Origin of the sequence: Paraburkholderia sp. Tr-20389, assembly GCF_017104565.1 — a bacterium.
Taxonomy (GTDB): domain Bacteria; phylum Pseudomonadota; class Gammaproteobacteria; order Burkholderiales; family Burkholderiaceae; genus Paraburkholderia.
In genome coordinates this window covers 112,801-131,616 of the sequence record NZ_JAAGPD010000014.1, presented here as the reverse complement: position 1 = coordinate 131,616, position 18,816 = coordinate 112,801, and the positions used below count along the sequence as shown (strand labels likewise).

Here is an 18,816-nt window from a genome sequence, read left to right as displayed (position 1 = left end):
ACCTCACATGAACCCCAACGATTCCGCACACGACAAGCATTGCGACGACGATGACGACGACAACGAACTCGATCCCACCGTCGAGCAGTTGTTGCAGTTGCTGTGGGAAGCGGCCAGCGAATCGCCGGAAAAGCCGTGGTCGCTTGCGAAGATCAGCAAGCGCACCGATCTTCCGATGAGCACGCTGCGGCGCTATCTGACGCAGTTGCAGTCGGCGGGAGTGATCGCCGTGCAGATGGACGAGGAAGGGCGCGGCACGGCGACGTTGACGGACGAAGGCCGCGAGCTTTGCGAGGCGCTGTTCGGCGAGCCTTGAGCCGTCTCTCAAGAGGGCGCCTTGCACGCACCGCATTCATGGCGTCGCTTCTTCGGAGATGGGCAGGAACGACAGCCGCGACGCGATCAGCATCACGCAGGTGAGGATCGCGATGCCCGTGAGGATACCGGCGAGACGCATCATCGCGGGGTGCGGATCGGCGGACCATGCGTGGTCCTGCACGAAGACCATGATGAACGCGATGGTGAACTGCCGCCCGATATAACTCGCGCCCTGTGTGCCCGTCTGAACGTGACAGCCGGCCCACACGCCCGCGGCCAGCGCGAGCAGGCACGGCAGGATCCGGCCTTGCATCAGCGGCAGCAGCGCGACGCCGACGGCGCCCGCAATCAGGCACCCCACTACGCGCTGCACCATCTTGTCGGCGACAGGCTTCTGGGAGCGCACGACGATCGACGTCGGCGGCAAGATCAGCACCGCGATCGTCGTCACGAGCGCCTGCGCGAAGCCGGGCAGCTTGAGCGCATACGTGAGCGCCGCGAGAATCGCCACCGCCACACCCGCCTGCACGGCGAGCACCATGCGCGCGTGGCGCAGCGTTTCGAACGTGGGCGGGGCGGCGTTCGCGGAAGCCGCCGCTGCCGCCGCGACTTTCGACGCAGGGCGTCGTCGTTCGTACCACTGTATGCCGACGTGGAATACACCCGACACGACGAGGCATGCAAACGTGCCGACGCACACCTCGGCCACGCGGAGCGTCGCGAATGAAGCCGTCGGGCCGAACGTCAGCAGTTCGTGCGCCTGATACGTGACCATCACCCACGTGATGCCGCCGAGCACCCATGCATACGATGCCGACGAACCGTTTGCGCGGTACACGCAGACGGCGCTGATGGCGCCCAGCGCGGGCACGAAGAGCCACGGACGGTCGCCGATGAGCGGGCCGACGAGCGTCCCGAGCAGCCCGCCGACGATCGTGCCGAGCACGCGATGCAGCGCGCGTTCGGCCGAGGCCGAGAAACGCGTCTGCATGACGGCGAAGCCGCTGATCGCGGCCCACCACGTATTGGGCAGATGCAGCAGATGCGCGAGCGCTACCGACAGCACGACCGAGAGCACCGCTTCGACGCCGAACAGCGCGCGCTCGGGCGTCGGCTTCCATGCGGCGAGTTCGCGGCCGAGCGCGACGATCGCATCGCGGCCGATCTGCCTGAACATGTGGGCGCGCATCGAGGCTCCCGTCGGATTGGAGTGCGGCGCTAGCGTGTCGCGATCGCGGCTGCCGCGCCCGCCATCATCGTCGCGCTGGTGCGGTTCGCGATCTTCACCGCGCGGCGGCTGGTCAGTAGCGTGCGCGCTTTGGTGGCAAGCAGCGCCCAGACGAAATCGACGGTCATCAGCACAGCGAGCATCGTCAACGTGAGTTCGAGCCACGCCAACGTGCCGACGCGCGACACGTCGACGAGCGTCGGCAGCAGCGCGAGATAGAACACCATGATCTTGGGATTGCCGAGCGTGACCATCAGTCCCGCGACGAACATGCGCCACGGCGACTGGCCGCGCGGCAACGTGCCTGCGTGCACGTCGGTGGGCGCGAACCACATCTTCCACGCGAGAAACAGCAAATAGCAGACGCCCACGAATTTCAGCGCGATGAACACCAGCGCGAAAGTCTGCGCGACGACGGCAAGCCCGGCGACCGCGCAGGTGAGCCACAGCGCTTCGCCGATCCACATCGCGGCGAGGAACGGCAGCACGTCCCGGAAGCCGTTGGTGAGCACGCGCGCGACGAGTGCCGCGATACTCGGGCCGGGCGAGCCGGCCGCGACGATCAGCGCGAGCGCGAAGACGAGAAGACCGGAAAGTGCCATTGAACGACTCCTTTGCGAGAATGTCTCTGGCTGGATTATATCGGCGTGTCGTGTGCGTTCGTTCGAGACGCGAGAAAACGGGGCGCGCCGGGTTGAATTGCGCAGGCGGGCGGTGTCAATATGTTCGCTTGTCGAAAGCCTCGCATGTTGCGTCCGATGCCAATGCCCGCAGTTCACTATCGAAACGCCGTACCCGAAGACGTTCCTTCCATTCGCGTAGTCGAATACGAGGCGGCGCAGCGGTTCGTGAGCGTCGGGCTGACGGGTATCGCGGCCGCGCGGCCGATGGATGCGCCGTTCGTGCTGAAGAAGGTGAGTGCGTCGGAAGTGATCGTCGCGCAATGCGACGGCGTGTGCGTCGGCTTTGTGATGTTCGCGATGCTGCGCACATGCGTTTATGTCGAAGCGCTCGACGTCGTGCCTCAGCATGCCGGCCGCCGCATCGGCGCGGCGTTGCTCGATCAGGTCGACACAAGAGCGCGAGCGGCTGGTGCGACACAGGTCGAGCTGTCGACGTTCCGCCATGTGCCATGGAATGCGCCGTATTACCAGCGGCTCGGGTTCAGCATTCTTGACGACGACGAACTCGATGCCGCGCTGCTGCGCATCCGCAAGCTGCGGATCGCGCGTGGCGTCGACGAAACGAAGCGGGTTTTCATGCGGCGCGCGGTGAAACCGGCGGAATAAAAAACGCGGCGGGAATCGCTCCCGCCGCGTTCTCACCGCTATCTGCCGTTGCCGATGTGGCGTGGTCTTAGTTCACCGCTTCCAGCGAAGGATAGTCGGTATAGCCTTCCGCGCCTTCCGCGTAGAACGTTGCCGGGACCGGCTCGTTCAGCGGCGCATCCAGTTCGAAGCGGCGCACGAGGTCCGGATTCGCGATGTACAGCTTGCCCCATGCAACAGCATCCGCTTCGCCCGAATCCAGCAGCTTCTGCGCGCTTTCCTTCGTGAACTTCTCGTTGGCGATGTACACGCCGCCGAATTCTTTCTTCAGTTGCGGGCCGAGCCGGTTGTCGCCGAGCGCTTCGCGTGCTGCGATGAACGCGATCTTGCGCTTGCCGACTTCACGCGCGACATAGCCGAAAGTCGCTGCCGCATCGGAATCGCCCATTGTGTGCGAATCGCCGCGCGGTGCGAGGTGCAGGCCGACGCGATCGGCGCCCCACACGTCGATACAGGCGTCCGTCACTTCGAGCATCAGGCGAGCGCGGTTTTCGATCGAGCCGCCATACGCATCCGTGCGCTTGTTCGTGCTGTCCTGCAGGAACTGGTCGAGCAGATAGCCGTTTGCGCCATGCACTTCGACGCCGTCGAAGCCGGCCTTCTTCGCGTTCTCCGCGCCCTTGCGATAGGCCGCGACGATGCCCGGAATCTCCGAGATGTCGAGCGCGCGCGGCGTCACGTACGCACGCTGCGGACGCACGAGGCTCACGTGGCCTTCCGGCGCGATCGCGCTCGGCGCAACGGGCAGTTCGCCGTTCAGGAAGACAGGGTCCGACACGCGGCCCACGTGCCACAGTTGCAGGAAAATCTTGCCGCCTGCGTTGTGCACGGCCTGCGTGACGAGCTTCCAGCCTTCCACCTGCTCATCCGACCAGATGCCCGGCGTGTCCGCGTAGCCGAGACCTTGCGGCGTGACGGAGGTGGCTTCCGAGATGATCAGGCCGGCGCTCGCGCGTTCGGCGTAATACGTCGCCATCAACGCGTTGGGTACGCGCACGTCGCCGGCGCGTTGACGCGTGAGCGGCGCCATGACGATACGGTTCTTCAGCGTGACAGCACCAATCTGGAGCGGGTCGAAAAGAGTCGGCATGTTGTTTCATTCCTTGCGGGCGCATAGCCCGGCTATGTCAAGACTGCGTTCAGGAAGAGCGAAGATGCGGGCGCGCTGTCAGAGATCCGCATTCATGTGCGCGAGAAACGCGTCGATGACGGCCTCGTTCCGCTTGAAGAACACCCATTGGCCCACACGCTTCGACGTGATCAGTCCCGCGCGCTGCAACGTGGCGAGATGCGCGGACACGGTGGACTGCGACAGACTGCAGCAGTCGTCGAACTGACCCGCACAGACGCCGTGCTCGTACGACAGCTCCTGCTCCGGAAAATACTTCTCCGGCTCGCGCAGCTTCGCAAGAATCACGCGACGCGCCGGGTTGGCCAGCGCCTTGTGGATCGCGTCGATGTCGATTTCGGTGGACTTCCTGGGGTTGGGCTTCGTGCTCATGAAATGGCGGGCAAACTCTCTGGCCGGAACGTCGGCATCTGCATCGCTATGGGCCGAATCTTATATCGGATTTTAACGATATGCACGAATGGCCTTATTTGCAATGGGGGTGATAGTGTCGGCACACAAAAGAGCCCGCACGCGACGTCGGATCCGCTCGCTTCGTTCCCCGCGTCGGCCTTATCACGGGCTTCGCTGGACGATGGTTGAATTGAGGGAGTAAGGTGGCTGTCCGGAGCGAGTCCGTTGCGCCCACTGTTAAAATCGCAAACTTTTTCCTGGGAGCGGAAAATGTCCTGGTTCATCTACGAAGTGCCTGAATACAACGAAGACGGGGCGCGCATCGAACCCTTCAACGATCTTCGTGCCCGCGTCCTGAAAGTCAGTGGGCAGGCAATGGCTGACGAGCTGGAAAGCGTCCGCGAGAACGCCGCGACGACGGCGGACACGCCCACGCACCCGCTCCGCGCCGCGGAAAATCCTCACGTATTCCCGATCCCCTATGCCGACTCCATGATCCTCGTCGGATTCATTTTCGAACTGAAACGCGAGTTCCGACATCTGGTGGTGTCACCCGTGGAAATGCCCTGGCTAAAAGACGCATAAAAAGCGGGCCGGTCGAGACGGCCCCAAACCTGCGACGCAAACTGCACGGCCAGCGGCATCAGGTCGCGAAGCGGCCTCCGTGTATTCTCTGGACACCTGAAACGCCCAGCGCCCGCTTGCGGGACAACTCAGGTGACGACCTTCTGCTCTGCGTTAGCCTCCTCGCGAATGCGACGGGCTTCGTCGCGCAGGAACTGCTGATAGTCGTCCAGATCGCCGTCGAAGGGCTCGACGCCGCCCTTGGTGACCAGCCAGAACTCATCGCAAACCGCGCGTAGCAGGGCCCGGTCGTGACTGACCAGCATCACCGTGCCTTCGAATTCGTTGAGCGCCATGGCTAGCGCTTCGCGTGTGGCCAGGTCGAGGTGGTTGGTTGGCTCATCGAGCAGCAAGAGGTTGGGGCGCTGCCACACGATCATGCACAACACGAGCCGCGCCTTTTCGCCACCGCTCATCGTGCCAACCGCCTGATGGACCATGTCGCCACTAAAGCTGAAGCTGCCGAGGAAGGTGCGCAGCGATTGTTCCGTTCCACTCTGGCCGGGCGCGCGCATGTGAGCCGGCGTGTCTCTGGCGAGGCGAATCATGTGTTCCATCGGCGTGTCGAGCGGGCGCAGCACGTCAAGCTCCTGCTGTGCGAAGTAGCCGATGTTCAGGCCTTTGCCTTCGCTGATTTCGCCGGCAATCGGCGCCAGCGCGTGCGCCACCGTCTTCACCAGGGTGGACTTGCCCTGGCCGTTTGCACCGAGAATGCCGATCCGCTGCCCGGCCAGCACCGAACGGTTGATGCCCCGCACGATGACCGTGGGCGGCGTGCCCGGTAACGCGTCGGCCGGCGCGGGGTAGCCGAAGCTCGCGTCCAGCATCGACAACAGCGGGTTCGGGACGTTGAGGGGTTCCTTGAACTCGAAGTTAAACTCGGCCTCGGCCAGCACCGGTGCAATCTTCTCCATGCGTTCCAGCGCCTTGACCCGGCTCTGCGCCTGTTTTGCCTTCGAGGCCTTGGCCTTGAAACGGTCGATGAATTTCTGCAGGTGAGCGATCTTGTCCGCTTGCCGGGCTACCGCGGCCTGCTGCAACACGAGCTGCTCCGCGCGCATGTCTTCGAACTTGCTGTAGTTGCCGCCATAGCGCACGAGCCTGGCGTTGTCGACGTGCACCGTCACCTCCGTCACTGCATCGAGGAATTCGCGGTCGTGGCTGATCACGACCATCGTTCCCTGATAGCGCTTGAGCCAGGCTTCCAGCCACACCAGCGCGTCGAGGTCGAGGTGGTTGGTCGGCTCGTCGAGCAGCAGCAGGTCGGACGGGCACATGAGCGCGCGCGCCAGTTGCAGCCGCATGCGCCAGCCGCCGGAGAAGCTGTTGACCGGCTGGCCAAGCTGCGCAGCACTGAAGCCAAGGCCCAGGATCAGCGCTTGGGCACGTGCGGGGGCATCATGTGCGCCGGCGTCGTGTAAGGCCATGTAGGCGTGCGCCATGCGCATGCCGTCGTCGCTAGCTTCGGCGGCCGCTACTTCGGCCTGCGCGGCCAGCAACACGGTGTCACCCTCGATCACGAAGTCCGTCGCGCTCTGCTCGGTCTCCGGCATCTCCTGCGCGACCTGGCCCATCCTCCACGCGCCGGGAATCGAAAACTCGCCGCTGTCTTCGTGCAGCGTGCCGTTGAGAAGGCCGAAGAAAGACGATTTTCCGGCGCCATTGCGCCCGACAAGGCCAATCTTTTCCCCTGGCGTGAATGTGATGGAGGCGCGGTCGAGTACGACATTGACGCCGCGGCGGAGTGTGAGATTACGGACTGAAATCATAAGAAGCTACTTCGGAGAGGATCGCCATGATAGCCGAGCCGACCTGCAGGACTGTCTCTTCTCCGATTCTCTTCCGCTTGCGGCGCCGTAAGCAGGCTCGGCGGCGTCGACACACCAGCGTCGGCTATGGCCAACGAGCGGGCATATCGGGCGACGCCGGGGAGGGCGTGGACGTGGCGAGCCGAATGCGGCCGCTCGACACAAAAATCCGATGTGACTCTCATCGGGTTCGACGATTCGATGACGTGAAGCGCCAGCATGGCGCGGTGCGAGATGCGCAACGCCGGCAATAGGCGCGGAGTTACCACGTTCTGACGTTAAGGCCGGAATTGGTCGGCAACGGCGCATGTAACGCGGCAGCGTTACCTCAGGAATATGTAGCGTGCAAAGTAGGGGGAACTACCGGTTTGATGTTCGTCGATGCAAGATTCGGTCGGCGCGGTGCCGCCTGCGGTGTCGAGTCGTTGCACGAATCGCACGGCAGACAGGCTGCCTTCAGCCGTAGTGTGAGTTTCGAGCAGCAGTTGCGGAATACTGTTCGGGTTGGCACTCGGTGCCTGCGCTAGCACATGGCCGACGATCCGGCTGCCATCGGCGGCTTCCCAGGACGGGCCGGCGTCATGCTGAATGGACACTCGTCCGGCTGCATCGTAGAGCGTGGCCTTCGGATGCTGGAACACCCAGCCAAGATGACGGCTGCTGTCGTATTCGCAGCTATAGATCTGCACGCCCGTGGCCGTCGTGACCGCGAAGGTCTGGACGTCTGAAGGCGAGAGTGTGGGTGGGGCGGGATCGGCCGCATTCGCTGCGACGGGCGACGTCAGCGCAACACAGGCCACTACCGCGGCTTGAGCGGCGGGCTGTCGTGGCCCGCCAGCGCATAGCGAGCGAATGGCGCTAATCACGCAAAACCGAAAAGGAAACATGATGACTATCCTGGTTGGGTACCACGCAAATGGGCGACGTCTCTGCGGTTCGCTTTACCAGAACAGCCAGGCGTGATGATCTATTCCATCGCTGCTATCCGCCGCTGCGTTCGGCGTGCCGCTCGTTACCGGTCGCGTCTATAACAGTGCGAAAACGCCAGACAGGCATTCGAACGGGATTCTCTCGGGCTACAAGTCCAAGGAGTACCGGAGCAGTGGATACGCCCAGATGGTAATGAGTGGGGTTGTGCGCTGCCACTCGCGCAACGCGCTCGCCGATTGCAAACGGATTGGCAATTATCGGCCCAGATTCGGCCAGTCGCCCGTATGCGAAAATGGTCATTCAAACGGCAAGTTCACCCCGATGGCAGTCATTCGCTCTGACGATCCGTCGGCCGTTCCCCAGTTTGCGTAGACGCTGGCAAGGGCGGCGCCCGTCCGACGTTTCACCCACCATGCGCCCCTAGTGCAGTTCGGCCCGGTGTTGTATTGTTTCGGCTATTCTACGCCCAGAGATAATGCTTGGTCACATATAGCCCAAAAGACCGACAGGTCAAGCGGACGCAGAAACTGACACTACAAGATCGTTAACATATGTCACAAAAGCCCTTCTCCTTCGTGGAACTCCAACAGCAGCTGGACAGTGAACGCCGCCTAGTGTCGTTCGACAGTTACGACATGACCATCCGGCAGATTTACGACATGTTCGTCGAGGGCGCTATCTTCGTTCCGCCGGAGTACCAGCGGCAGTTCGTATGGGATGAGGCGCGTGAATCGGAGCTTATAGAGTCGATTTTCCTTGGAATCCCGGTGCCGAGCCTGTTTATGGCAACGAATCCTGACGCAACATGGGAAATCGTCGATGGGGTTCAACGTCTATCGACGATTGCCCACTTTGTCGGGGATAGCTCGAAGCTGCTTGGAACCATTAACCGAAAAGCCCCTCTTGGAGTCGCTGGTCTTGAAAAACTGAGCGCATTAAACGATCTGACGTTTAGCGAGCTTCCAAAATCGATGCAGCTCATGTTTATGACGCGACCGATTCGAGTCACTGTTCTTAACGACAAGAGCGACCTCAACGTTCGCTTCGATCTTTTTGAGCGACTGAATACGGGTGGCGTTCTTTTGACCAACCAAGAGATACGGAACTGTATCTATCGCGGACCTTTCAATGATTCATTAAGAAAGATAGCGGCCCTTAATGATTTCAAGCAGGTAGTGCGACTACGGGAGGGTGACACTAAGAATGGCACTTCTGAGGAGTATGTTCTCAGATACTTTGCGTATCTCTATAACTACAATAATTTCGAAAAGAGCGTCAAAGATTTTCTCAATAACTATATGAAAGAAAATTCGAGCAAACTCATCCCTAGTTCCAAAATAAACTTATTCAAGAAAGTTTTGTCGGCCTTAGCGACAGCCTTTCCGAAGGGAATAACACGAGGTCAGTCCACTATCACGCCCGCCAATCTTTTTGAGGCGCTATCTGTAGGAACTGCCTTGGCCATTCAGGCCGGAATCGACCCTGATACAAAAAAATTACGGGACCTCGTTAGTAATAAAGAGCTGAAAAAGCTTACAACGGCCGGAACGAACAACAAACGAATGGTGAGTGGAAGGATTGAATTGGTGCGCGACTATTTGCTATAAAAATGGCACTGTCAATTCCGCGCACGCCGATGGCCGAAAGATTTCGGGAAATACGAACGTTATTGTCCCATATCAAGGCGATCGAATCGGCTGATGTGCCGCCAGTAGATACCGAAGAAGTGAAAATTCTTCGCGGGCTGTTTTATGTCCATCTATACGGCGCACTAGAGCAGTCGTTAAACGAAGCTACGGAGAGCTTTCTTCGATCTGCGTCTGCCCTTGGGCTTCAAAACTTGGATTTGTCACTGCGGTTCTTGCCTACGGCCATGAATGCTCAGTTTAAAGCTCTATCAGAGGCTCAGTCGCAGAGAAAATGGAAAAAACGGTTGGATTTTGTCGATGCCATCTATGACGGCCGTGCATGTCGAATAGAGAGTTCCGTCTTCGCCCCTCATTTGCAAAACTCCGAAATGGAGACTATTGCCGATATCGCAAGCTATCTCGGCATTGCCACCGATTCGATAATAAACAGTCCAGATCGCTTCTACGTTGACGAGGTGGTCCAAAAGCGTCATCAAGTGGCTCATGGTCGGGTAAGCCCCGCTTCAGTGGGAGCGAGAGGGCGTTCAGCCGACTTGGAACTCCGACTCGATGGCGTTCGACGCACCGTGGACTTGTTTGTGGAGTTGCTGGAAAAGCACTATGAATCGTATGCGTTTCTTAACACCCCAGCTCAAACGCGATTCCTAGAGGCCGAACGGGACTAAATTCGCGAAGTGTCGCGATCTTCGGCTTTGGCACGTTCGCGCGTTCGTAAGTTGCGAGCCTGTGAAAGAATGAGGAATCAGGTCATGCTGATTTCCCATGAGCTCGAATTCCAAACTCACGCCTACTGCCGCGAAGAGGGTTCGGGCGGCCATAAATCAATCGACACGAATGGCTGCTCTATAGTGTCGTCAACACACTAACCTTCGGTACCGGGACAGGGTCACTATGGAAGACGATTTCCTTATAGAAAGGTTGCTCTACAGCAGCGAAGGCGATGCGCTGGACTTCAAGCTTCAGCAGTATCCGTTCGAAAACGCGGACGACGATAGCAAGTCTTCCTTGCTGAAAGATATTTTGGCGTTTGCCAACGCATGGAGGACAACGACAGCATATATCGTGATCGGCGTACGTGACGGATCAAAGGAGATCGTCGGCTTAGACAATGATATCGACGACTCTCGACTGCAACAGTTCGTAAATGCAAAAGTCAATCGCCCTATACAGTTTGCATATCGCTCAGTTGACTTTAGAGGGCAGACTCTCGGACTTTTTACGATTCCGCCGCAGGCTCGCCCGTTCTATTTACCGAAAGGTTTCGGGAAGGTGACGGCCCGGACAGTGTACGTACGACGCGGATCCTCTACTGCCGAAGCGAGTCCGGACGAGATTGCCAAAATGGGCGAATCTGATTCGGCACAAGCTCGTGTAAATACAGTACATAAGCTTTCTATCGTGATTGGTCAGGACGGTAGCTATGTGGAAGCTCAGAAACACGGCCCCGTCAATATTACGAAGACCGTACTGGTTGGGATAAAAAATACTGGAAACGCGTATTTAACGAATTGCAAGATTCACTTCGAGGCAACAGGCATGAATGCTGTCAGCCCCGAACGATGGCTTCGTATGGACGCGTTCAGTCTTAACCCGGGAGAGGAAAGGCTCGTTAGTTTGGCCATGTACGGAGAACCGATTTCATCGGAGCAGCCCGGGTTGGATTGGATAAGCTTGTCTGCGCCACCTAGCGGAAATTTCTGGAGACCTCCGACGCTACCCAAGGTTGGCGGCGTAGTCATCATCACTGCTACGGCACTTGAATGCGCGCCATGCACGGCGTTATGCAAGCTTTGGGTAGATGGAAGTAAGCTGAAGTGGGAGAAGATTTGACCTTATAAAAGGCATCTTCAGCAACGCCGCCATTGGCAGAGCCGAAGTCTAGGAATGCCACAACGGCCGCTACACCTTGGAAGCGGTCCGTTATACGCGCATCGTTTCGAACGGCGGAAGTGGGTCGCTTTATGCCCTTTGCATGAATCGCGCACCCGAGGCGATCATCGAGCTCCGCCGGGGGCGCTGGTCGGCCACGAAGCGTTGTTCGTCTCGACGCTTCATGCGACATTCAAACGGCGCCTTCGTATCCGAAAACAAACCGCTCACCCGCGCGCTTCTACTACACTATATCGGCAGTGACGCTCTGGCGCGTCAAATCGAGATTTTAAATGGACGGCGGAATGGGGGCTAATTTATGAGCGACGTCGCGGGTTCGGAGATTCGGACGCAGTTTCGAGAGCTGTGGGATGCGGCTGCAAAGTATTTTGATGAGGCTCGGAAATGTGCCGTTTCGCAAGAGGCCCCGACGCCCTTCGGCGGAGGCTACACGAGTAGTGACCCAAATTTTTATTGGGATCAGTTGTCTGAAGATCTTCGTGGACTTGCGATGGCGTTGGTGGATCGATTGCTGATCCCGTGCGCTGCCTTGGCAGAAGCAGCGCGAGTATCGCCGTTGACCGGCAGCGAGGATCAACTCGACGTGAAGATTGCCGCAAAGGCGATGCGCGCCGCTCTTCGTCTTAGGCGCTACATATTCCAGGAAGCAAGCGTCATTCACGACGAAGACGTCGTACTTGGTTTTCGTCCCGCTGACCAGTCCGAGTTATCAGGTTTGCCTCCTGATCAAGCTGAATCGGAATTCTATGCTCAGCTGGACAAGGTAAGTCTGGTTCTAAAGCTGGTCGAAGCATCTCCGGCTAGCGCGGGCCAAGTGGTATCCAGGACGCAGAATGACAGCTCGAAATATCGGATTGGTACCGCATTCATTATGATGTGGATGGACCCGTCGAATCCGGAATTGACAGATACGGTTGAAACTGTGCGCAATATATTCCAGCAATTTGAAGTTCGTGCTCTTCGCGCGGATGACATCGAACACGAGGGGTTGATCAGTGAGCGAGTCCTGAACGAGATACGGACCAGTGAATTCTTGTTTGCGGACCTCACAGGGGCGCGACCGAATGTCTATTACGAAGTTGGCTATGCGCATGCGTTAGGGAAAAGGGTTATTCTTTTCCGGAAGTCGGGGACGGGGATTCACTTCGATTTGTCTGGCTACAATTGCCCAGAATACGTCAATCAGACAGATCTGCGCAAGAAACTCACAAACAGACTGATCGAATTGACGAATCGTAAGCCGCGCGAAATCGAACCTCTATAGCGAATTAAAGCGATATCGCATAGTCTATTAATCGGTGGATGCAATAGTCAGTTTAAGAAGTTATTGAGGCATTCTTCTCAAAGCGGAAATATGACGCATTGGCTGCATGCCAGTCAGTTCCAAATCAAGACTGGGGATCCATGAAGATCGACGAAAAAAAGTATAAGAGTGACTTCGGCATCGAGCCGGAGAACAAAGAAAAATTGAAAGCATCGTTAGAACACGCCCTCGATATACGAAAATTTGAGATCGAACTCTATTGGAAGCGGGCGACGTATTTTTGGACGCTTATTGCTGCTGCGTTCGCTGGTTATTTCATTATCCTGAACGCGCAAAATTTGGACGATAAGAAATTCTTGGCCTTTATCGTTGCATGCATTGGATTTCTATTTACATTCGCTTGGTTTCAAGTTAATCGCGGCAGCAAGAAATGGCAGGAGAATTGGGAAAACCACGTAGACATTCTTGAAGATAAGGTCACAGGGCCGCTCTACAAGACTATTCTAGTCCGTCCATCGCGAGACAGTTTCTTTGAAAAGCATGTCACAGGGCCGAGCAACATCTCCGTATCAAAGACAAATCAGATTGTCAATTTGTTTACGTTATGCATTTGGCTTGCTTTGGCCTACTTCACCTTGGACACCGTGGGATTTGAATACCCTCTCAGCATCAAGCATGTTGCGGTAGGAAGCCTTACCCTATTTTTTTGCATTCTTATTCTTTGGAAGGGGAGAACGCATATTGGCAATCACACCCACATTGCCAATCAACGGACAACCAGCGTTGCAAATTGATTCTTAACACAACGTTCGAGCGGGCGTTGCTTCGAATATGCAGTATTCACAAACTTCGGCGATTGGTGACCCAGAAGTGGTGCTGTCGGTGTCTGCGTGGATGACCGCTCTGTCTTCGAAAGCGGTCGATGCCTTCAGCGTCAATGACCGGCAGCAACGGGTCGAGAGTACGCGTTCGTTGACACAAACCGGGAAATTCGCGATCGTGCACGTCCGAACGACAGAAAAGCACTTGAAGTGGCCTCGCAAACGGGGAGTCTGAACTTCCGCGACGGCCGAGCGGGCGTTTCCAGCGGCGCCGGGATGACGGGTGTTGCGAGAGGACCGAAATCGACACTGCCATTTCTTTACGCCGTGCCCACCAGATAGAAGCCGATATGACTGGTTATCGCTGTTCAGATGGGAAAAGCCATCAAAACGTTGGGTCGAAGATGTGAGTCCTGGCGACTCAGCGAAGTGACAGTACGCCGCGACCGTTCGATAAACGTCGGTTGGAGAGAAGGTGCTTGAATGGCTCGGAGGCGGAAAATAGCTGTCAGATTCGATCGCGGCCCATGCATGGGCTTGAGCAGCGACGACGGTCCGGTGAGCAGAGGTGTTACTCCTGGGCCGTGGCCGCTAACTGTGCTGTCGCCATGCACAATCACACCGATTGTCACGCGGTCTTGCGCATAGATTGGACCTTGTCGCGCATCGGCGTTTGTAATAGCGACAGGGGCGCCAAAACGCAGGCTGCCGAGCCGGTAGCGCTGGCGCGTTGCACGGTCTGCCAGCTGGATATCGTAGTCACCGCGCCCTTCTTGCGCCCTTATCGTGCAACTAAAAGCTGTGTGCCATCGGTGAACCCGAGCCGTCCCGGCTTGACTTGCAGCGAGATCAGCTTGCCATCTCGGAGAACCTTGAGCTCGCGGGAATCCCCTAGAGATTGACGGGTCAGGCGCGTCATCGTTTCGGAAGATTCGATTCGGAATCCGGCATAACTCACGATGATGTCGCCTTTTTTAAGCAGCTTTTCCGCCTGACTGTTCGGGTCGACGTTCAGCACGACCTCATGGTATTCGAGCGCCTCACCATGCGTACCTGCATAACGCACGGCGGGTGTTTTTTCATTTGCATCCAGATCAAATGTCGCCGTGACGAGGACATCCCCGTTCGGGCCCACGTACCGTATTGATTTCAGTCTGCCGATGGCGTCATAGGCAAACTCCTTCGTGCAGTATCGTGTGTAGACGATATCTGGACACGTGCGCGCGCCAGATCGGTCGAAATATGCTTCGCTAATCTGGTGATCGTGCATGTCGTAGTGCGATCTGACAGACGCGTATCCTCGTATCGACTGCACTGGCATTTCGTCGACCCCAAAGTACGCGTACTCGATCTGATTTCCCCGGCTGTCGAATTTTCCACGCTCGATCGCATAGCCGTCGGACTGTTGAATCAAGCGCCCCATCTCATCATAGAAAGCCAGTTCGGTCTGATTGTTGTTGCGATCGAATTGTCTACGCACGATCGCATAACCTTCCGGCTGAAGCCGCGGTTTCGCGTCTGTACCGAGGTAAGCGGTTTCGATCTGGTTGTCACGATCGTCATACGCATAGCGAGCCATTGCGTAACCGTCCGGTCGAAGCGCAAGCTTCTCATCAGTGCCATAGTACGATTCTTCGACCAGATTGGTGCCGTCATATTTACTACGCATGCTGGCGTAACCAAACGATTGCATCACCAGCTTCCCATCGGTAGCGCGGAAATCCTGGCCTGTGACATCGTCGAACTGATTGTACGTTTGAGCGGCCACGGCATACGCATTCGGAAGCTGCAGTAGTTGCCCATGCTCGTCACGGTATGCATCCTCTGTCCTGTTCCCGTGCGCGTCATATTCGACCGTTCTGATACTGAAGCCGTTGGCAGAGCGGACCGGTTTCATATCGGCGCCGAGACATGTCTGGTCGAGCAAGCTTCCGCGTGCGTTTTTCGTGAATCTGAGTGCCCAACATCCGTCGCGTTCGGCGATGTGATGTCCGTCAGCGTCGAATTGGCTTTGGGTGAAGGTCGAGCCATCGGCGTCGAAGATGTTACGCAACATCGCGTAGCCTTTCTCGGCGACGAACGGTTTTCCGTTCGTATCGAAGTAGGCTTCCTCGATCATGCGATCGCGGTCGTCAAACTTCCATCGCACGCCCGCTTGGCCCTGCGCAACGGGGCGATGATCGATATCGAGAAGCGTTTCCTCGATGAGATTGTCGCGGCCGTCATATCTCCTCTTCAACGCGACGTAGCGGCCGCCCAGTAGAATCGGTTTGTTGTCCATGCCGAAATAGCGAAGTTCGGCGATCCGGTCGCGTTCGTCGTAGGTTTTCTCGAGCGTGGCATAGCCCTTATTGCCAATCGTCCGCTGACCATACTCATCGTACAGTTCTTCCTTGATGACATTGCGTCGATCATCGTACGTTGACACCATCTTCGCGTATCCTGTCTCGCTTAGCAGGACGGGATGATCAAGCGCGTCGAAATATGCAGTCTCGGTCTGATTGCCTCGATCATCGTATTTGAAGCGCATTTTTGCGTAACGATGGTTACCCGATAGGGGCGCACCGTTTCGATCGATGAACACAATCGACGTCGTTTCTCCGCGGTCGTCGTAACCAAGCAATGTCCCGTACGCGAAAGAGCTCAACACTTTGCTGCCGATCGTCCAGCCTTTTCCACGAGTGGGTTTTCCCTCTATATCGAGCGTCGTTTCCCGGACCGGACGCCCCTTGCTGTCATAGACCCAGATTCGCTGATGAACACCCATCACATCGAACGCAGGCGACCCGTCTGCATGGACGAACGATGCAGACCCTATATTGCCGTCGGGATCGTAAGTGAGCTTACCTGCCTCTGTGCCTCCCGCAGCCGCTACTGGCTTTCCGCGAACATCGAACATGCGCGTTTCGATCAGACGGTCCCGGTCGTATGACATGACGATCTTGTGTACCAGCATGTTGCCGTGAACCGGACTACCGTCCACGTCGAAAAACGCGTTCTCGACGGCATGCCCGTGTTCGTAGCGGGTCCGTATTTCATGAAAGCCTTCGTCCTTGAGCCTCACCGGACGATCATCGGTTCCGAAATAGCGTTGAGAGATGCGATTGCCATTATCGTCGTAGGTCATCCGCGTCAGGTGATAGCCGCTTTTCGACAGCACCGGGCGACTGGATTTGTCCCACTCCGCGATCTCGACCATATTCCCTAGCGTGTCGCGCTTCACGGTTTCAATAGCGACGCCATCCTGATTGTTCACGATCGTTCGCCCGTCGCTTCCAAGTGACGTCTCGCGAATGACGAGCCCGTTGGCGTCCCGTTCGCGCGTGACTCCATATACGTTGTCTTTTCCTGGCTCGGGCTTCTTGGCGCCTTCCGCGTACGTGAAATACCGTTCAGTAATCTGTAGCCCGTCACGTTGCCTGTTTTTGTTGTCTATCACGTAGTCAACCTCGACGCTGTGCAAGCGAATGTTTTTTTGTGCCTTTAGCGAGCCGTCAGGACCGACGTAGTACGCCTGTTGATGTTGCCTGTCTGTTTGTGGCGGAAAGGCCAATCCCCAAACGAGTTCGTCGTGACGATTGAGCGCCTTCTCGTAGATGAGGCCGTGCTCGTCCGTATCGGGCACGTAGACCCATTTGCATTCGTTAAGGCTTCTCTGGCTGGTGAGCGGGTTGTTGTCGGAGCCGTTGTCGAGCGGCTGTGTGATCGAGTTTTCCGGTTCGCAGTCACCGAAGCTGTTCACCGCTTCCATGCGCAACACGCGCCCGAAGCGGCCGTGCGTCACGATCCTGATCGACAGTGGACGCTCGCGCACCTGCGCCTCAGTGAGGCGCCCATAGCCCTGTGGAACGCCCCAATGTTCAACGAACGTGTTGTAATAGGTTGCGTATTCCCTTTGGGTCGCATACCAATAGATCGCAACGGCGCCTGAGGTCAGAATAAGCAGGGCGATCAGTCCATAAACGGTCTGTCTGTAGCGCCGCAGTTGATGACGCCGCGATGCCTCTTTCGCCGCCACGTCCGCCTGGTGTCTGGTTTCGCTAGCTCTGAGAAACTCCATTGCGCGGTCGAAATCGCCGCCGTAGCGACGCGCCCACGTGGCCGTTGGCTTTTCCCTCGCCTCCCACGCCAGGGCATTTTCGAGGTCAGGCGTACTCCAAAGCGCCGCTTCACCTTTCTTCCAGCGGCGGGCTGTCTGTTCGAGGAGCCGATATGTCTCCGCGGACAACGCTTCTTTCTCGGACCACTCACTCAGTCTTGTCCACTGCCGGATCAGGCTCTCGTGACAGATGTCCAGCATGCTGTCAGCGCGAAGTGGTCCTTCGGGCACGAGCAGGAGACCGCGGTCGGTCCGTGCAAAGGCCTCCACAACGGCGATGACCTCTTCAGGCGCGACGCACGCGATCTCTGCCACCTCTGCGACGCGCGAGGGTGCGCGCACGTCTCGCCGGCCGCTTGAGGAGCCCGTGAGCCGCCTGAACATTGCCTGTGCGATGTGCTGCTGATCAGATGGCAATTCCGCGAGAATCGCATCCGCCTGATTGGAGAGGGCCATGCGCACGCCTCCGATGGCCTCGCAGTCGGCCATCGTGAGATGGGGCGAGTCGCTACCGCTATCGACCTGCCGTTCCCACATGCAGGCGAGCGCATGCTGCAAAAGAGGTAACTGGTCTGCCTCGTTGTCGAAGTCATTGAGGAGACGATTCAGCAGCTTTGGATCGATCTGCCCGCCGAAAACGCGGGCCGGACCTTCGATGGCGAGTTTTAGCTCGCCTCGGGTGAGCCGTGGTGTCAGATACTGGCTATTGCTAACAGCTTCGGCAAGATCACGGAAAGCTGCACAATCGCCCAGATAATCGGAGCGCATGGTGAGAACTACATAGATCGGAACATTCCGTTGAGCGGTGCTTGCAAGAATGAGCGCGACGAACGCTTCCGCCTCATCGAGGGGACGGGGCTCGCTGTAACGGAAGGTTTCCTCGAACTGGTCGACCAGTAGGAGCAGCGCCTGATCTCGCAGCGCATCAGCACTATTCAGGACCTCGACGATGCCGAGTGGTCCGCGTCTCAGACAGGCCTCGATGAACGCGCTCGCTTCCTCGACAGGAAGTGTTGGACCAAACAGATGTGCATCCGTTAGCGCGCAAGTGAGTCGCTGGACAGGATGGTCGCCCGGACGCATCTCGACGATTCGCCATCTCGACCCGACTTGTGCCATGAACCCCGCGTTGAGTGCGGGCAGCAGTCCCGCGCGGACCAGCGAAGATTTTCCGCAACCCGATGAACCGATAACTGCAAGAAAGTGATTGCGCGCGAGCCGCTCGATGAGTAGATCGATCTGCCTTTCTCGCCCGAAGAAGACGTCGGACTCGTCATATCGAAACGGGCGCAGACCGGGATAAGGGCTGTTGCTGAATTCGATGACAGTTGTCAT

General features: G+C 57.8%; 16 protein-coding genes. 8 read left to right on the top strand and 8 right to left on the bottom strand.

Annotated features, from left to right (window positions below):
* Window positions 1-7 precede the first annotated feature (7 nt).
* On the top strand, window positions 8-316 hold the full coding sequence (locus G3N95_RS16245) for a helix-turn-helix domain-containing protein (RefSeq protein WP_205971100.1): 309 nt from the start codon (window positions 8-10) through the stop codon (window positions 314-316).
* Between the two features lie 36 nt (window positions 317-352).
* Here G3N95_RS16245 and G3N95_RS16240 read toward each other — a convergent pair whose 3' ends face one another.
* Both G3N95_RS16240 and G3N95_RS16235 read right to left on the bottom strand, forming a co-directional pair.
* A complete protein-coding gene (locus G3N95_RS16240; RefSeq protein ID WP_205971099.1) occupies window positions 353-1,507 on the bottom strand; it encodes an FUSC family protein in 1,155 nt (384 codons plus the stop codon).
* A gap of 29 nt (window positions 1,508-1,536) precedes the next feature.
* A complete protein-coding gene (locus G3N95_RS16235; protein WP_205971098.1) occupies window positions 1,537-2,148 on the bottom strand; it encodes a LysE family translocator in 612 nt (203 codons plus the stop codon).
* A gap of 156 nt (window positions 2,149-2,304) precedes the next feature.
* Between G3N95_RS16235 and G3N95_RS16230 the strand changes: the two genes are divergently transcribed.
* On the top strand, window positions 2,305-2,835 hold the full coding sequence (locus G3N95_RS16230) for a GNAT family N-acetyltransferase (protein WP_205971097.1): 531 nt from the start codon (window positions 2,305-2,307) through the stop codon (window positions 2,833-2,835).
* A gap of 67 nt (window positions 2,836-2,902) precedes the next feature.
* On the opposite strand, the gene G3N95_RS16225 is transcribed toward G3N95_RS16230, so the two are convergent.
* Window positions 2,903-3,964: an alkene reductase gene (locus G3N95_RS16225; RefSeq protein ID WP_205971096.1), complete on the bottom strand. Its 1,062-nt coding sequence runs from the start codon at window positions 3,962-3,964 to the stop codon at window positions 2,903-2,905.
* Window positions 3,965-4,042: 78 nt separating this feature from the next.
* Window positions 4,043-4,375: a metalloregulator ArsR/SmtB family transcription factor gene (locus tag G3N95_RS16220; RefSeq protein ID WP_205971095.1), complete on the bottom strand. Its 333-nt coding sequence runs from the start codon at window positions 4,373-4,375 to the stop codon at window positions 4,043-4,045.
* A 291-nt stretch (window positions 4,376-4,666) separates the two neighbouring features.
* Here G3N95_RS16220 and G3N95_RS16215 point away from each other — a divergent pair, with 291 nt between their 5' ends.
* Window positions 4,667-4,981, top strand: a complete 315-nt coding sequence (locus G3N95_RS16215) for a helicase (protein WP_205971094.1) — start codon at window positions 4,667-4,669, stop codon at window positions 4,979-4,981.
* 128 nt (window positions 4,982-5,109) lie between these two features.
* On the opposite strand, the gene G3N95_RS16210 is transcribed toward G3N95_RS16215, so the two are convergent.
* Complete coding sequence (locus G3N95_RS16210; RefSeq protein WP_205971093.1) at window positions 5,110-6,789, bottom strand: ATP-binding cassette domain-containing protein; 1,680 nt, start codon at window positions 6,787-6,789, stop codon at window positions 5,110-5,112.
* A gap of 362 nt (window positions 6,790-7,151) precedes the next feature.
* Window positions 7,152-7,628 (bottom strand): DUF3455 domain-containing protein, encoded by a 477-nt coding sequence (locus tag G3N95_RS16205; RefSeq protein WP_346778378.1) that lies wholly within the window; start codon window positions 7,626-7,628, stop codon window positions 7,152-7,154.
* A 681-nt stretch (window positions 7,629-8,309) separates the two neighbouring features.
* Between G3N95_RS16205 and G3N95_RS16200 the strand changes: the two genes are divergently transcribed.
* The 5 genes from G3N95_RS16200 (at window position 8,310) to G3N95_RS16180 (ending at window position 13,355) form a co-directional block, all read left to right on the top strand.
* On the top strand, window positions 8,310-9,365 hold the full coding sequence (locus tag G3N95_RS16200) for a DUF262 domain-containing protein (RefSeq protein ID WP_205971091.1): 1,056 nt from the start codon (window positions 8,310-8,312) through the stop codon (window positions 9,363-9,365).
* A gap of 2 nt (window positions 9,366-9,367) precedes the next feature.
* Entirely contained in the window at window positions 9,368-10,072 is a 705-nt protein-coding gene (locus G3N95_RS16195) for an MAE_28990/MAE_18760 family HEPN-like nuclease (protein WP_205971090.1), read from the top strand.
* 226 nt (window positions 10,073-10,298) lie between these two features.
* Complete coding sequence (locus tag G3N95_RS16190; protein WP_205971089.1) at window positions 10,299-11,237, top strand: ATP-binding protein; 939 nt, start codon at window positions 10,299-10,301, stop codon at window positions 11,235-11,237.
* Window positions 11,238-11,595: 358 nt separating this feature from the next.
* Window positions 11,596-12,561 (top strand): hypothetical protein, encoded by a 966-nt coding sequence (locus tag G3N95_RS16185; RefSeq protein ID WP_205971088.1) that lies wholly within the window; start codon window positions 11,596-11,598, stop codon window positions 12,559-12,561.
* Between the two features lie 140 nt (window positions 12,562-12,701).
* Window positions 12,702-13,355, top strand: coding sequence for a hypothetical protein (locus tag G3N95_RS16180; protein WP_205971087.1), 654 nt, complete (start codon window positions 12,702-12,704; stop codon window positions 13,353-13,355).
* Window positions 13,356-13,750: 395 nt separating this feature from the next.
* Here the strand turns inward: G3N95_RS16180 and G3N95_RS16175 are convergent, their stop codons facing one another.
* Both G3N95_RS16175 and G3N95_RS40570 read right to left on the bottom strand, forming a co-directional pair.
* The gene (locus tag G3N95_RS16175; RefSeq protein ID WP_346778380.1) at window positions 13,751-14,167 is read right to left on the bottom strand and encodes a hypothetical protein; all 417 of its coding nucleotides are present in this window, start codon (window positions 14,165-14,167) and stop codon (window positions 13,751-13,753) included.
* On the bottom strand, window positions 14,164-18,816 hold the full coding sequence (locus G3N95_RS40570; protein ID WP_241018587.1) for a PDZ domain-containing protein: 4,653 nt from the start codon (window positions 18,814-18,816) through the stop codon (window positions 14,164-14,166). Before G3N95_RS40570 ends, G3N95_RS16175 begins: the two co-directional genes overlap by 4 nt.

Coding starts and splice junctions, on each gene's coding strand:
- G3N95_RS16245 (WP_205971100.1), top strand. CDS start 8: ATGAACCCCAACGATTCCGCACACGACAAGCATTGCGACGACGATGAC.
- G3N95_RS16240 (WP_205971099.1), bottom strand. CDS start 1,507: ATGCGCGCCCACATGTTCAGGCAGATCGGCCGCGATGCGATCGTCGCG.
- G3N95_RS16235 (WP_205971098.1), bottom strand. CDS start 2,148: ATGGCACTTTCCGGTCTTCTCGTCTTCGCGCTCGCGCTGATCGTCGCG.
- G3N95_RS16230 (WP_205971097.1), top strand. CDS start 2,305: ATGCCAATGCCCGCAGTTCACTATCGAAACGCCGTACCCGAAGACGTT.
- G3N95_RS16225 (WP_205971096.1), bottom strand. CDS start 3,964: ATGCCGACTCTTTTCGACCCGCTCCAGATTGGTGCTGTCACGCTGAAG.
- G3N95_RS16220 (WP_205971095.1), bottom strand. CDS start 4,375: ATGAGCACGAAGCCCAACCCCAGGAAGTCCACCGAAATCGACATCGAC.
- G3N95_RS16215 (WP_205971094.1), top strand. CDS start 4,667: ATGTCCTGGTTCATCTACGAAGTGCCTGAATACAACGAAGACGGGGCG.
- G3N95_RS16210 (WP_205971093.1), bottom strand. CDS start 6,789: ATGATTTCAGTCCGTAATCTCACACTCCGCCGCGGCGTCAATGTCGTA.
- G3N95_RS16200 (WP_205971091.1), top strand. CDS start 8,310: ATGTCACAAAAGCCCTTCTCCTTCGTGGAACTCCAACAGCAGCTGGAC.
- G3N95_RS16195 (WP_205971090.1), top strand. CDS start 9,368: ATGGCACTGTCAATTCCGCGCACGCCGATGGCCGAAAGATTTCGGGAA.
- G3N95_RS16190 (WP_205971089.1), top strand. CDS start 10,299: ATGGAAGACGATTTCCTTATAGAAAGGTTGCTCTACAGCAGCGAAGGC.
- G3N95_RS16185 (WP_205971088.1), top strand. CDS start 11,596: ATGAGCGACGTCGCGGGTTCGGAGATTCGGACGCAGTTTCGAGAGCTG.
- G3N95_RS16180 (WP_205971087.1), top strand. CDS start 12,702: ATGAAGATCGACGAAAAAAAGTATAAGAGTGACTTCGGCATCGAGCCG.
- G3N95_RS40570 (WP_241018587.1), bottom strand. CDS start 18,816: ATGACAACTGTCATCGAATTCAGCAACAGCCCTTATCCCGGTCTGCGC.